The following is a 14,104-nucleotide window of genomic DNA, read 5'->3' on the forward strand; positions in this document are numbered from 1 at the left end:
TATGCTCCGCCCGCTTCGCGTTTCGCCCGCCTCTCGCGCGTCAGGATCCTCCGACCCATGCTCGCCCAGCTGTTCGCCGTCATCGCGCCCGTCTTCTTCACGGCCGCCGTCGGGTTCGTCTGGGTGAAGTCGGGCCGAACCTTCGACATCCGGCAACTGACGCCGCTGATCACCCAGGTGGGCTCGCCCTGTCTGGTTCTCTCGACCCTGCTGGAGGCGCAGATCGCGCCGGGCGCGCTGGTGCAGATGGCCGGCGCGAGCGCGCTGGCGCACGCCGCCGCGCTGGCCGGCGGGGCGGTGCTGCTGACGCTCGCCGGCCTGCCTCGCAAAAGCTTCCTGCCGGCGCTGACCTTCCCCAACACCGGCAACATGGGCCTGCCGCTGTGCCTGTTCGCCTTCGGGGAGGAGGGGCTGGCGCTGGCGATCGGCTATTTCGTGGTCTCGGGCGTCGGCCAGTTCACGGTGGGCTACGCGCTGGCGGCCGGGACGGTCGACTGGAAGAAACTGGTTCGCACGCCGGTGATCTGGGCGGTCGCGCTGGCGGTGCTGCTGATCGGAACCGACACCGCGCTTCCCGCCTTCGCGACGAACACGATCGGCCTGATCGGCCAGTTCACCATCCCCGCCATGCTGCTGGCGCTGGGGGTCTCGCTCGCCAGCCTGCAGGTAAAGCGCCTTGCGGTCCCGGGCGGGCTGGCGGTCGCGCGGATCGCGGGCGGGGCGGCGATCGGGGCCGGCGTCGTCGCGATCCTCGGGCTGGAGGGGCCGGCCGCAGGCGTGGTGCTGCTGCAGTCGGCGATGCCGGTCGCGGTCTTCAACTATCTCTTCGCCGCCCTGCACGGCAACCGGCCGGAGGAGGTGGCGGGGCTCGTCGTCGTCTCGACCGCCCTCAGCTTCGCGACGCTTCCGTTTCTTCTCGCTTGGGCGCTGTAGAGCGGGTGCGCCCGCCGGGGAAGCGGACCGTGGCGCGAACGCCTCCCGCGTCGCGGTTCTCGATCGAAAAGCGCCCGCCGTGCAGCGCGACGAGGCGCCGCACCAACGCCAGACCCAACCCGACCCCGCCCGGCGCCGCGATCTGGCTGCCGCGCGCCTGGGCGAACGGCTCGAGCACGCGCTCCAGCTCGGCCGGCGGAATGCCGGGTCCGTCGTCCTCGACGATGAGGACAAGTCCGCCCGCCAGCGCCCGCGCCTCTCCGTCAAGCGGTCGGCCGGTCGACCGCGGACTCTGCGCAAGCCCCACGCGCACCGAACCGCCGCGCCGATTGTAGCGGATCGCGTTCGACAAAAGATTCAGCAGGATCTGGCGCACCAGACGCGGATCGCCGGAGAGCCGCGGCAAATCGTCGGGCGCCTCCATCCGCACCCGGACGCCGGCCTGCGTCGCGGCCGGTTCGGTCAAGCGCAGGCAACTCTCCGCGACCGCCGCCAAATCCACCCCGTCCGGCGCCTCCTCCAGCTCGACCCGGCCCGCTTCGACCCGCGCCAGATCCAGAATGTCGTTGATCAACGTCAGAAGATGACCCCCCGCCGACTGCATGTCGGCCGCGTATTCGCGGTACTTCGCATGGCCGAGCGGGCCGTGCACCTCCTCCTTGATGACCTCCGAGAAGCCGATCAGGGCGTTCAACGGCGTTCGGAGTTCGTGGCTCATGTTCGCCAGGAACTCGCTCTTCGCCTGACTGGCGTCGTTGGCCCGTTGGGCGGCGGCGAGCAGCTGTTCGTTGAGGACGGTGAGCTGCGCCGTGCGCTCCTCCACCCGGCGCGCCAGGAGTTCGCGCCGGCGGATCAGAAAGTCGACAGCCGTCGCAGAGAAGATCAGCAGCGCAAGCGCCGCCGCCGCCAGGCCGTAGAGTCCCCACCGCGCGCCAGACCGCATGAAGTCGGGGCCGGCGGTGAAGGCGATCTCCCACACCCTCCCGCCGATCTCCAGCCGGCGGACGGTCTCGAAAGCGCCGGGCGGCGCGGCGACGGACAGGCTCGCCATCGGCGTGGGCGTCGCGGCCGGTCCGATCGCCCCGACCGGACCCAAGTCGCGCAAATCCAGGCCGAGGCGGCCTTGGTGGGCGGGCTTGATCAGGCGGGCGAGGGCGCGCTCCGGGGTCAGGCTCATGGCCAGCGCAATCGGCCGGTCGACGCCTATATCGTCCCAGAGCAGACCGAGGTCGCCGCGCTCGGCCACGGCGACCATCAGCAGGCTCTTCGGCGCGGCGTCCCCGAGCGCCCGATCCTGAGAGAGCACGACGGGGCCGGTGATCTGGGGCGCGCCGCTCGCCGCCGCCCGGTCGACGGCGGCCGCCCGGGCGGCGCTGCTCGCGATATCGAACCCGACGATCCCGGCGCGTCCCTCGGGCGCCTCGGCGTAGACGACCGGCATCAGGCGGCGGCGCTCGTCGCCGGCGGAGAGCGCGGCCGCGGCCGGCGGCCCCGTCGCGTAGCCCAAGTCGGCGCGCACCGAAGCCCGCGCCTCCAACGCGGCGTTAAGCCGCGGCAAATCCTTCGCCGTGAGGATCGGGGCGACGGCCACAGCGCGGATCGGGGCGCCGTCGGCGAACAGGCCCATCCGGTCGACGAAGGCGGCGAACTCCTGCTCCGCCACCAGTTCGCTGCTGACGAAGAAGGCGGCGACGGCGCGCATCTTGTCGCCGACGCGCTCCAGAGCGACCGCGATCTCCGCCGCCGTCCGGTCCACCTCGACCTCGAAATCGGCGCGCCGGCGCTCCTCCATCGCGCCGTCGTAGCCGACGACGAAGGTAAGCTCCAATGCGGCGAGCGCGATCGCCGCCAGGACCGTCAGGACTCTCAGATGCCGGGCGCGCATTGCCCGCTCCCCTCATACCCTCAGGCGGGCCGGCGTTCCCGACCGCTGTCGAGCCGAAAGTATCAAGCCGAAGTGGTAAAGGGGGTCTTAATCGAATACCGCGCTCGGTCAAGCGGCGGCGGGCAAGCTCACCTGAAAGCGCGCCCCCAGGACGCGCCCGCGCTCGTCGCTTCGGTTTACGGCCCGGATCACGCCGTTATGCGCCTCCACGATCTGTTTGGAGATCGACAGGCCGAGGCCGGAATGGGTGCCGAACTTCTCCGCCTCCGGCCGTTCGGTGTAGAACCGGTCGAAGATCGCCTCCAGCTTGGCCTCCGGAACGCCCGGCCCGTCGTCCTCCACCTCGACCGAGACCGTGCGGCCCTCGCGACGCACCTGCACGCGGATCGCCCCGTCTTCGGGCGAAAAGCTGACGGCGTTGCCGATCAGGTTGCGGAAGACCTGCACCAGGCGATCCTCGCTGCCGCGCACGGTGAAGGGCCCCTCGCCCTCCACCCGCACGCAGAGCGGCACGCCGCGCGCGCCGTCGTTCTTCTCGGCCTCTTCTCGCGTCACTTCATGCATTTCGCCGAGCGCGGAGAGCATGCGGGCGAGATCCACCTCGTGCGATTCCGAGCGCGACAGCTCGGCGTCGAGGCGCGACGCGTCGGAGATGTCCGAGATCAATCGATCCAGCCGCGCCACGTCGTCCTGGATGATGCTCATCAGCCGCTTCTGCTGCTCCGTGTCCTTGACGCGCGCGGCGGTCTCGACGGCGCTGCGCAGCGAGGTGAGCGGGTTTTTGATCTCGTGCGCCACGTCGGCCGCAAAGCGTTCGATCTCGACCAGGCGGCGCTGTAGCGCCTCCGTCATTTCGGCCAGCACGGCCGACAAATCGCCGATCTCGTCGTCGCGCGCCGAAAAATCCGGGATGTCGGCGTCCTCGCGCCCGACGGTCCGGCGCACCCGCTCCGCCGCTTCGGCCAGACGGTGGATCGGGCGGGCGATCGTCCCGGCGAGGTAGAGCGACATCAGCACCGTGATCACCAGCGCGCCGGCGAAGATCAACGCGATGGTGAGGCGCACGTCGCGCATCGCCGCTTCGATCTTGTCGCCGGTCTTGGTCAGCATCAGCGCGCCGCGGACCTGATAGTAGCGCTGCACCGGCAAGGCGACGGTCAGGATCAGATCGCCGTCCGGCTCGACCCGAACGCGTTCGGCGATACGCCCGGCGAGCGCCGACTGCGCTTCGGGGAAGTCCGCGACGGTGGGTTCAAGCGGGTCCTGGTAGATCTCATAGCGCCGCTCGTCCAACAGGTTCGCGACGTCGCCGACGAAGTCGATCACCGGATTGACCAACTCGTCCGCGGTCCCGGGCGGCGGCAGCTCCTCCACCTGCACGACCGCGCCGACCGACCCCAGCTGGCGCGAGTCGGCGACCATTGCGCCGTCCAGATCGAACAGCCGCGCGCGCACGGCGCTCGGGTCGGAAAGCCGGCGGATCATGTGTCGGGCGGGAACGAGATTGAGCGCCTCGTCGCCGTTTTCCAGCACCTCGACCGCGCCTTCGCCCAGCGCGCCGGAGAAGATCTCGCCCTGGGTGCGCAGCGCCTGCAGCTCCTGCTGGATGAGGCTGTCGCGATAGGGTCCGAGATAAAGCAGCCCCAGCACCGGAATCAGCAAGGCCAGCATATTGACGGTCAGGATGCGCCGGGTCAAAGGCGAGAGGCGGCGCAACGGACGCAACCGCGCGCCGCCCGGGCGCCGGGCGGCCTCGCCGCGCTCCTCCGCAGTTCGGCCGCCCGCGCGATCTTCGCCGCGCTCGCCGCTCAGCGCGGCGCCCCGATCCGAGGCGGCGGCGCGAAGCCCGGTATCGTGCGGTTCGTCCTTCGGCATGGCTGGTCCGGCTCCGGCGCGCGCGCCGGTCCGATCATCTCCCCTCGCATGCGGCGCGCGGCGCGGCCGCTAGACGGCGTCACTGCTCTTTGTACCGGTAGCCGACGCCGTAGAGCGTTTCGATTCGATCGAATTCGCCGTCGACCTTCCGGAATTTCTTCCGGATCCGCTTGATGTGGCTGTCGATGGTGCGGTCGTCGACATAGATGTTCTCGCCGTAGGCCGCGTCCATCAGCTGATCGCGATTCTTCACATGGCCCGGCCGCTGGGCCAGGGCCTTGACGATCAGGAACTCGGTGACGGTCAGCTGCACCGGCTCGCCTTTCCAGGTGACCATATGCCGATCGCTGTCGAGGATCAGGTCGCCGCGCGCGATGGCGCCGCCGCCGCCCTTGCCGGCGGCCGCCTCGGCCTCCGCCTCGGCGCGCCGCAACAGTGCGCGAATCCGTTCGATCAAAAGGCGCTGCGAGAAGGGCTTCCGGATGTAGTCGTCCGCGCCCATGCGCAGGCCGAGCAACTCGTCCACCTCGTCGTCCTTGCTGGTCAGGAAGATGACCGGCGTGCGGCTCGACTGCCGCAGCTTCTGCAACACCTCCATGCCGTCCATCCGCGGCATCTTGATGTCGAGCACGGCGAGATCGACCGGCCGTGTGGTCAGCGCGCGCAGCGCCGTCTCGCCGTCTGTGTAGGTCTGCACCCCGAAGCCCTCCGCCTCGAGCGCCATCGAGACCGAGGTCAGGATGTTCCGGTCGTCGTCGACCAGCGCGATGGAGTGGGCCATGATTCTTGTCCTTCTGATGTTCCAAACAGGCTCGCGCGGCTTTTCCCTGCCCGTCAAGCGTGGCGGCAATAGGGCTCAAGCGGGGCGCGCGGCCTCGCAGCCGCCTTATTTCGCGCCTCGGCTTATTTGGGCGGCCGGGGACGGTTCTGAAAGAGGGATGACGGGGTCGCCGGCCGCCCGTCAGCGCCGGCCGATCCGCGCCTGGACGTCGAGGGCGCGATCCAGCGTCTCGGCGTACTGATCGGCGAAGCGGCTGTTCGAGCGGTCGATCAGATCGGCGCGCAGCTGCTCGATCACCTCGGGCAGGGCGGCGACCGGGCCGTCACGCTCCACCCGAGCCACCAGCGCGGCGGCCCCGTCCATCCGGCGCGCGGCGGATTTCAGCGCCAGGTCGGTCTCGTCCAGGGCGCGGGTCACCGCCTCCATGCCGTCGGCGCAGCGCCCCAGCGTCGATTGCGCGCGGCTCATGGCGTCGCGTTGATCGCCCAACCGGGCGCGCACGGCCTTCAGTCGATTGGCGGGCGTCGCAGCGCGCGACGCGGGCGGATCCCCGTCAGGGCCGTCTGCGTCATATCGGCCCCCTTCGGACCGGCCTCCCTCAAATCCGCCCCCGTCGCGGCGGGGGATGCGCGGGCTGGACACGGCGCCTCCTGCTAATGCGGCTGCGCGCCGGCGGGCGCGCACGACCGGGAAACCGCCAGCATAGCACAGCTGGGGCGCGCCGGCGCGGTACGCAGGCGCCAGCGGGGCGGGCCGGGGCGGGCCGGGGCGGGCCGGGCCGGGCCGGGGCGGGGCGGGGCGGGGCGGGGCGGCGGCGCAGGCGCCCGACAGCGAACGCCGAAAGGGACCGCCGGCAAAGACCGCCGGCAGAGACCGCCGGCAGAGGCCGCCGAAAGGGGCGGCCGGCGGAGATCGGCCGTCGGAACGGCGGTCAGTTGACGCCGCAGGCGCGGTTGATCGCGTTGTTGGCGTTGGTGAAGCCGCGCAGGCTGTAGGTGTCCTTGGTGCGGGTGCCGCGCGCGGAGACGCCGCGCACGACCATCTCCAGTCCGGCGCGCATCGCGCGCACCAGCTGCGGATCGTCCTCGGGCCGGGCGAAGGCGCCCTCGCCGTCGGTGAAGAGCTGGAAGGTCTGGGAGCCGATCTCGACTTCGACGGGCGCGCCCTGCTTGGTCGGATAGCCCATGGCGAAGCTGACCTCGCCGATTCGATCGTCCGCGGGTCGATGGATGACGAACCCCCAGATGTCGCCGCGACGCGTGTAGTCGCCCTCGTCGCGCTTCGGCTTGGAGTACATCGAACACATCTTCGCGCCGTCCTGCGTGTAGGTGTGCGCCGTCCAATCCTGGAACTGGCCCAGCACCTCGTCCGCCGCCGCCGGCGCGCCCGCGCCCGACAGCGCCGCCGCCGCGAGCGCCGCCGCCGCGATCCGCCGCAGCCCGCGCCGGATCGCTTTCGGGGCGGGTCGACCCGATCCGCTCACACCGCGCATGTAATCACCTCCGCAATTCCGGTTGAATCCGCCGTCTGAAGGCCCGTCAGTCTTAGGGCCTGATTTGTCGCTACGCCAGGGGTTTGACGAAAAAAAGGCCGGGATCGGTCACAGCGCCGGGTCGCGTCTTTTTTGCGGCGCGCGGGTGATCCGGGGGCGTGACGGCGGCGTATGTCAGGGCATGAACAGCGCAAGCGGCACAGGTGAGGTCGGCGGGAGCGCGATCGGCGCGATCGGCGGCGCAGGACGTTTCGCGGGATTGCAGGCCGCGCGCCGGCTCGCGATCCTCGATCACGCCTCCCCTTGCACTTGCCGGCTGTGTGGGCAAGATCGGGACCGTAACGAGGCGGGCGCCGCATCGTCGGATCATGCAGATCCGTTGCGCGCCTGCGGGACGGTCCGCGTCGGGTCCGAGAGGGGGGACGCACGCGGCGGCGTAAGGACGACGCGTGAAGCGATGGCGGACGACGACGCCGGCCACAGCGGATCGAAGGCCGGAACCGACGCGGCGGACGCCGGGCCGGCCGATCATGCGGCCTGGATGAAGGCGATCGCGGAGCGACGCTCCAAGGCCGCCTTCGCCCGGCTGTTCGGACATTTTGCGCCGCGCATCAAGGCGTACCTGATGCGCAGCGGCTCGGACGAGGGATCGGCCGAGGAATTGGTGCAAGAGGCGATGCTGACCGTCTGGCGGCGCGCCGAAAGCTTCGACGTCGCTCAAGCTTCGGTCGCGACCTGGATGTTCACCATCGCGCGGAACAAGCGGATCGACGCCTACCGGCGCACCAAGCGCCCGGAGCTCGATCCGGACGATCCCGCGCTCGCGCCCCAGCCGGAGGCGATGCAGGACGAGGTGGTCGGCGCGGGACAGGCGGCGGAGGCGATTCGCGACGCGATCGCCGATCTGCCGGAGGAACAGGCGGAGATGCTGCGCCTCGCCTTCTTCGAGGACAAGGCGCACAGCGAGATCGCGGAATTAACCGGGCTGCCGTTGGGTACGGTGAAGTCCCGCCTCCGGCTCGCCATCGGGAAGATGCGCGGGCTGGTGGACGAAGAACTGAAATAGAGGTCGGCCATGAGCATGACGGCGAAACAACATCATGGGGCGACGCGCAGCGTCGGCGGCGGCGCGCCGGGGCGGCCGACCCACCATCTGAACGACGAGCTTCTGCTCGATTATGCGGCGGGCGCTTGCGACGAGGCGGTCTCGGTGCTGGTGGCGAGTCATCTTACGCTGTGTCCCGACTGTCGCGCGCGGGCCGATCATCTCGACGCCGTCGGCGGCGAAATGATGGCGGCGCTCAAGCCGCAGAGCATGGCCGACGACGCGTTGGAGCGGCTGATGAAGCGTCTCGACGAGCCGGCGGCGCCCGCGGAGCCCGCCGCCGTCGCGCCCCCCGCCAACGCGAACGAGAGCGCGGTTCTGCCGCGCGTGCTGCAGCGCTATGTCGGCCCGCACGCCGATCAGATCGCCTGGAAGCCGCTCGGCCTCGGCGTCGATCACTTCGAGCTGCCCCTGGACGGCGACGGCGCGTCGCGCGCCGTCATGCTGCGCGTGCCGCCGGGCCGCGCCGTGCCGCAACACACGCACGAGGGCAACGAGTATGTGCTCGTGCTGCAAGGCGGCTTTTCCGACCAGTGCGGCCATTTCGGACGGGGCGACGTGGAAAGCGCGGATTCGAGCGTCGATCACCGGCCGGTCGCCGATCCGGGCGAGGCCTGCATCTGTCTCGCGGTCCTGGACGGCCCGATGCGGCTGACCAGCGTGATCGGTCGAGCGCTGAACCACTTCATCAAATTCTAGCGCGCTCACGGCGTCGCGTCGGCGGTCGACGGGCAGGGTCGCCCGACCCGCACGCGTCCCTCTATGGCGCCGGACGCCGAATCGACCGCCCGAAACGACGAAACCCCCGGGTTTCCCCGGGGGTTTCGGTGGTGGAGCCGAGGGGAATCGAACCCCTGACCTCTACACTGCCAGTGTAGCGCTCTCCCAGCTGAGCTACGGCCCCTTGTTCGGCGCGCGACCGTCGCGCGCGACGCGACGGCTCTATAGTATCGTCGACCCGGGGGGCGCAAGCGGAAATTCCCGCCGCGCCCGCCGGCCGCGGCCGGATCAGGTCTCTTCGTCGTCGTCGCCGCCGACGCCGGGCACGTCGGGGTCGTCGTCCAGATCGCTGGTGTCCTCGAGGACCGAATCGTCGTCGTCCTCGTCATTCTCCAGCGTATCGTCTTCGACCGCCTCGACCTCTTTCTTCGGCTTGGCGGCCTTCTCCTCGGGCGCCTGGCGGCTGCGCTTCAGCTTGGTCGCGGCGTCGGGATCGAAGACCGCCTCGCACTTCGGGCAGACGATCGGATCCTTCTTCATGTCATAGAACTTCGCGCCGCAGGACAGGCAGGTGCGCTTAAAACCCCACTCCGGTTTCGCCACGGATCCGCTCCTCAACCATGGGCTCGGCCGGGGCCGGGCGCGAAGGCCTCGCGCCGCGCCGCCCCGTCGACGGTCGCGGCGAATTGCCAAAAAGCGCCGCGGCTGTCAAAACCTAATTTCGCGCGCCCGCGCGCCGTCCCTCCGCAACAGAGCTCAGCGCATGACCCACCCCCCCGACGCCGCGCCGCAGCGCTTGACCGCCCGGGCCGCCGGCCCGCTTCGCGGCGCGGTCCGCGCGCCGGGCGACAAGTCGATCAGCCACCGCGCAGTGATGCTGGGCGCGCTGGCGGTCGGCCGCACCCGCGTTTCAGGCCTGCTGGAGGGCGAGGACGTGCTGGCCACGGCGGAGGCGTTCCGCCGGATGGGCGCCGGCGTGACGCGGGGCGCCGACGGCGTCTGGACGATCGACGGCGTCGGACTGGGCGGCCTGCGGGAGCCGGCCGACGTCCTCGACATGGGCAATAGCGGCACGGCGGCGCGCCTGCTGATGGGCGTGCTGGCGGGCCATCCGATCCGCTGTTTCCTGACCGGCGACGCAAGCCTGCGCAAGCGGCCGATGAACCGGGTGGCCGATCCGCTGCGACGAATGGGCGCGCGGATCGAGACGCGATCGGGCGGGCGCCTGCCGCTGATGATCGAGGGCGCGGAGGGCGTGCTGCCGATCCGCTACGAGCTGCCGGTCGCCTCGGCGCAGGTGAAGTCGGCGGTGCTGCTGGCCGGCCTCATGGCGCGCGGGGAGACGACGGTGCTGGAGCCGGCCGCGACGCGCGACCACACGGAGCGCATGCTGGGCCATTTCGGGGCGAGCGTTCGGGTCGAACCGCGCGGGGAGGGCCCCGACGGCCGGTTGGGGCCGGCCGTGACCCTGCTCGGCGAGCCCGAACTGACGGCGGCCGACATCCACGTTCCGGCCGACCCCTCGAGCGCGGCCTTCCCGATCGTCGCCGCCTTGGTGACGCCGGGCTCGGCGGTGCGGGTGACGGGCGTCGGCCTGAACCCGACGCGCACCGGGCTTTTCACGACGCTCCGGGAGATGGGCGCGGACCTCGCGATCGAGAACGAGCGCGAAGAGGGCGGCGAGCCGCTGGGCGACCTCGTCGCCCGCCACTCGGCGCTGACGGGCGTCGAGGTGCCGCCTGAGCGCGCGCCCTCGATGATCGACGAGTACCCGATCCTGTGCGTCGCCGCGGCGTTCGCCGAGGGCGAGACCGTGATGCGCGGGGTGGAGGAATTGCGCGTCAAGGAAAGCGACCGCATCGCCGCGATGGAGGCGGCGCTCGCCGCGAACGGCGTGTCGAGCGCGAGCGGCGCGGACTGGATGACGGTGACCGGCTGCGGCCCCGCCGACGGAAAGCGCGGGGTTGCAGGCGGCGGGACGGTGCAGACCCACCTCGACCACCGCATCGCCATGAGCGCCTTAGTTCTGGGCCTCGCGGCGCGCGCCCCCGTCGCCATCGACGACGCCCGCGCGATCGCGACGAGTTTTCCGGATTTCCAACCGCTCATGATGGGGCTGGGCGCGAATTTCTATGCGTAATGCATAAACAAAAAAGCCTTTGTTTTGAGTCGGTTAGAGTGGCTTATTTGCGCTTGAAATGATACTAACCAGTTGATTCCAAGATAATTTTTGTTGCACGACGCTACGCATTTTGCGTATAAAAACTCTACAAAATCTAGTGTTCAAAAAAGAAGCCCCCAGCCGGCATAACCGGCCAGGGGCAGTTGGGTGCCGCTAGAAGTACGGCCCGCACGCACCAGGGTTTGGACGCCCGGCGCGCATGTGCGGGTCGTCTTCGTTTGCACGAGGTTTGGACGCTCGCGCCTACGACGCTGGCTATTCTAAACCAGATGCCGATGGGCTCAACTATTTTGTATTTAGAAGGTATCAAAATACTAGATATAGACTTCTTGACATTTCCAGACCCTGCGGCGCGCAACCAGTTGGAGAACTCATGACCATCATCGCCATCGACGGCCCGGCCGCGTCGGGCAAGGGGACGCTGGCGCGGCGCCTCGCCGCGCATTATGGCTTCGCCTATCTCGACACCGGCAAGCTCTACCGCGCGGTGGGCTTGCGCGTGCTGCGCGCCGGCGGCGATCCGGAGGATGAGGAGGCGGCCGAGGACGCCGCGCGCGCGCTGGAGCCGATCGAGCTTGACGACCCCGCGCTGGCCGGGGACGAGGCGGCCGGCGCGGCGAGCCGGGTGGCCGCGCTGCCGGCGGTGCGCGCGGCGCTGACGGCCTTCCAGCGCGGCTTCGCGGCGAGCCCGCCCGAGGGCGCGGAGGGCGCCGTGCTGGACGGCCGCGACATCGGCACGGTGATCTGTCCCGACGCCCCGGCCAAGCTGTTCGTGACGGCGGACGTCGAGGTGCGCGCCGACCGGCGGCACAAGGAGTTGCTAAATCGCGGCGTCGCCAGTATATACGCGCGCGTCCTGGCGGATTTGAAGGAACGCGACGCCCGGGACGCCGACCGCGAGACCGCGCCGATGCGGCCCGCGGACGACGCCCATATCCTGGACACCAGCGCGCTGGATCCGGATGCGGCGTTCGAGGCGGCGCTCGATCTGGTCGAGCCCGCCGTCCAAGCGTCGCGCGACTGAGAGGGGCTTTTAAGGGTCCCGACGGCCGTCTTTTCCGTCAGAGATGAGCGTGTGATTTGCCAGGCGGCTCGATCCGGGCCGCCCGCGCCGTTTGGGTCCGAGCCCCACGACCGCGGCGCGTCATCGAATTTGGGGTGAGACCGCCGGAGCCAACCGGTCGGCCGGGATAGCATCGACGACGAAAGGAACTGAACGACATGGCGCAAGCCGCTGGTAAAGAGAGTTTCGCCGACCTCCTCGAGGAGTCGCTCGGCGAGCGCGAGCACCTCGAGGGCACGGTCGTCAAAGGCACCGTGATCTCCGTCGACAACGACATGGCGCTGATCGATGTAGGGCTGAAGGCCGAAGGCCGTGTGGCGCTGAAGGAGTTCGGCGCCCCGGGTCAGCCGGCCGAGTTGAGCCCCGGCGACGAAGTCGAAGTCTTCGTGGAGCGCCTCGAGGACAAGAACGGCGAGGCGATGCTGAGCCGTGAGAAGGCCAAGCGCGAAGAGGCCTGGATCCAGCTCGAGAAGCAGTTCGAGGCGGGCGAGCGCGTGACCGGCGTGATCTTCGGCCGGGTCAAGGGCGGCTTCACCGTCGACCTGAACGGCGCCGTGGCGTTCCTGCCGGGCAGCCAGGTGGACATCCGCCCGGTGCGCGACATCACGCCGCTGATGAACACGCCGCAGCCCTTCCAGATCCTGAAGATGGACCGCTCGCGCGGCAACATCGTGGTCTCGCGCCGCTCGGTCCTGGAAGAGACCCGCGCCGAACAGCGCAGCGAGCTGATCGAGAACCTGAAAGAAGGTCAGGTGCTCGAGGGCGTGGTCAAGAACATCACCGACTACGGCGCCTTCGTCGATCTCGGCGGCGTCGACGGCCTGCTGCACGTCACGGACATCTCCTGGCGGCGCATCAACCACCCGTCGGAAGCGCTGTCGATCGGCCAGACCGTCAAGGTGCAGGTCATCCGCTTCAACCCGGAGACCCAGCGCATCAGCCTCGGCATGAAGCAGCTCGAGGCCGATCCGTGGGAGGGCGTCGAGGCCAAATACCCGGTCGGCGCGACCTTCACCGGCCGGGTCACCAACATCACCGACTACGGCGCCTTCGTGGAGCTGGAGCCGGGGATCGAGGGCCTGGTGCACGTCTCCGAGATGAGCTGGACCAAGAAGAACGTTCACCCGGGCAAGATCGTCTCCACCTCCCAGGAGGTCGAGGTGATGGTGCTGGACGTCGACCCGCAGAAGCGCCGCATCTCGCTGGGCATCAAGCAGGTCACGGCCAATCCGTGGGACGACTTCCTGGACCGCTTCCCGGTCGGCTCCGAGATCGAGGGCGAGATCAAGAACATCACCGAGTTCGGTCTGTTCGTCGGCCTCACCGAGGAGATCGACGGCATGGTCCACATGTCCGACATCGACTGGAACATGGCGCCGGAAGAGGCCCTGGGTCAGTACAAGAAGGGCGACGTGGTCAAGGCCAAGGTCCTCGACGTCGACGTCGACAAGGAGCGCATCTCGCTCGGCATCAAGCAGCTCGAGAGCGATCCGTTCGAAGAGGCGATGGGCGATGTGAAGAAGGGCCAGGTCGTCACCTGCACGGTCGTCAAGGTCGTGGACAACGGCCTTGAGGTCACCGTGAAGGACGGCGTCCCCGGCTTCATCCGCAAGGCGGAGTTGAGCCGCGACCGCTCCGAGCAGCGTCCCGACCGGTTCGCCGAGGGCGAGAAGGTCGACGCGAAGGTGATCGCGGTCGACAAGGCGAGCCGCAAGCTCAGCCTGTCGATCAAGGCCTATGAGACGGCCGAGGAGAAGGAGGTCATGGCGACCTACGGCTCCTCCGACTCGGGCGCCTCGCTCGGCGACATTCTGGGCGCCGCCCTGCAGCAGAAGAAGCAGGACATCGAGAAGTCCCAGAAAGGCTCGAAGGACGACGACGAGGGCGACAACTAAGCCTGGTTCCGTCTAGATCGAGACGAGGAAGGGCCGGAGCGGGCGACCGCTTCGGCCCTTTTTCTGCGCTCAAGGGACCGAGATCGCGGGGAGGCCCGGGATTCACCTTGACGGTCTCACGGGCCTTTGAGAGACTTTTCAAAGCTCTAGCCTGTTCGATGACGGGCGCCAGC

The 14,104-nt window shown here is 69.5% G+C and carries 12 protein-coding genes and 1 tRNA gene; 6 read left to right on the forward strand and 7 right to left on the reverse strand.

The genetic code is table 11. The annotated features are described in order from the left end of the window. Nucleotides 1-57 precede the first annotated feature (57 nt). Complete coding sequence (locus RIB45_RS16325) at nucleotides 58-933, forward strand: AEC family transporter (protein WP_350051575.1); 876 nt, start codon at nucleotides 58-60, stop codon at nucleotides 931-933. On the opposite strand, the gene RIB45_RS16330 is transcribed toward RIB45_RS16325, so the two are convergent. The 5 genes from RIB45_RS16330 to RIB45_RS16350 form a co-directional block, all read right to left on the reverse strand. After that, complete coding sequence (locus tag RIB45_RS16330) at nucleotides 890-2,818, reverse strand: ATP-binding protein (protein WP_350051576.1); 1,929 nt, start codon at nucleotides 2,816-2,818, stop codon at nucleotides 890-892. The genes RIB45_RS16325 and RIB45_RS16330 overlap by 44 nt on opposite strands. Before the next feature lie 108 nt (nucleotides 2,819-2,926). After that, nucleotides 2,927-4,693 carry a sensor histidine kinase gene (locus tag RIB45_RS16335; RefSeq protein ID WP_350051577.1) on the reverse strand — a complete coding sequence of 589 codons (1,767 nt, stop codon included), beginning with the start codon at nucleotides 4,691-4,693 and terminating at the stop codon, nucleotides 2,927-2,929. Nucleotides 4,694-4,772: 79 nt separating this feature from the next. Further along, nucleotides 4,773-5,474, reverse strand: a complete 702-nt coding sequence (locus RIB45_RS16340; protein WP_350051578.1) for a response regulator transcription factor — start codon at nucleotides 5,472-5,474, stop codon at nucleotides 4,773-4,775. Nucleotides 5,475-5,654: 180 nt separating this feature from the next. After that, a complete protein-coding gene (locus tag RIB45_RS16345; protein ID WP_350051580.1) occupies nucleotides 5,655-5,942 on the reverse strand; it encodes a hypothetical protein in 288 nt (95 codons plus the stop codon). A 463-nt stretch (nucleotides 5,943-6,405) separates the two neighbouring features. After that, entirely contained in the window at nucleotides 6,406-6,966 is a 561-nt protein-coding gene (locus RIB45_RS16350; protein WP_350051581.1) for an invasion associated locus B family protein, read from the reverse strand. Between the two features lie 457 nt (nucleotides 6,967-7,423). Here RIB45_RS16350 and RIB45_RS16355 point away from each other — a divergent pair, with 457 nt between their 5' ends. Both RIB45_RS16355 and RIB45_RS16360 read left to right on the forward strand, forming a co-directional pair. Then, on the forward strand, nucleotides 7,424-8,032 hold the full coding sequence (locus RIB45_RS16355; protein WP_350051583.1) for a sigma-70 family RNA polymerase sigma factor: 609 nt from the start codon (nucleotides 7,424-7,426) through the stop codon (nucleotides 8,030-8,032). 9 nt (nucleotides 8,033-8,041) lie between these two features. Next, nucleotides 8,042-8,770, forward strand: a complete 729-nt coding sequence (locus RIB45_RS16360) for a ChrR family anti-sigma-E factor (protein ID WP_350051584.1) — start codon at nucleotides 8,042-8,044, stop codon at nucleotides 8,768-8,770. 129 nt (nucleotides 8,771-8,899) lie between these two features. Here the strand turns inward: RIB45_RS16360 and RIB45_RS16365 are convergent. Further along, nucleotides 8,900-8,975: transfer RNA gene (locus RIB45_RS16365), tRNA-Ala, on the reverse strand. 104 nt (nucleotides 8,976-9,079) lie between these two features. Beyond that, nucleotides 9,080-9,394 (reverse strand): TIGR02300 family protein, encoded by a 315-nt coding sequence (locus RIB45_RS16370; RefSeq protein WP_350051585.1) that lies wholly within the window; start codon nucleotides 9,392-9,394, stop codon nucleotides 9,080-9,082. Nucleotides 9,395-9,554: 160 nt separating this feature from the next. Here RIB45_RS16370 and aroA point away from each other — a divergent pair, with 160 nt between their 5' ends. From aroA to rpsA, 3 genes are all read left to right on the forward strand, one after another. After that, on the forward strand, nucleotides 9,555-10,931 hold the full coding sequence (aroA, locus tag RIB45_RS16375; protein WP_350051587.1) for a 3-phosphoshikimate 1-carboxyvinyltransferase: 1,377 nt from the start codon (nucleotides 9,555-9,557) through the stop codon (nucleotides 10,929-10,931). Nucleotides 10,932-11,346: 415 nt separating this feature from the next. Then, nucleotides 11,347-11,997 (forward strand): (d)CMP kinase, encoded by a 651-nt coding sequence (gene cmk, locus RIB45_RS16380; RefSeq protein WP_350051588.1) that lies wholly within the window; start codon nucleotides 11,347-11,349, stop codon nucleotides 11,995-11,997. Between the two features lie 197 nt (nucleotides 11,998-12,194). Next, entirely contained in the window at nucleotides 12,195-13,931 is a 1,737-nt protein-coding gene (gene rpsA, locus RIB45_RS16385; protein ID WP_350051590.1) for a 30S ribosomal protein S1, read from the forward strand. Nucleotides 13,932-14,104 lie beyond the last annotated feature (173 nt).

This window comes from Marivibrio sp., assembly GCF_040218065.1.
In the GTDB taxonomy this organism is placed as follows: domain Bacteria; phylum Pseudomonadota; class Alphaproteobacteria; order UBA8366; family Aestuariispiraceae; genus Marivibrio.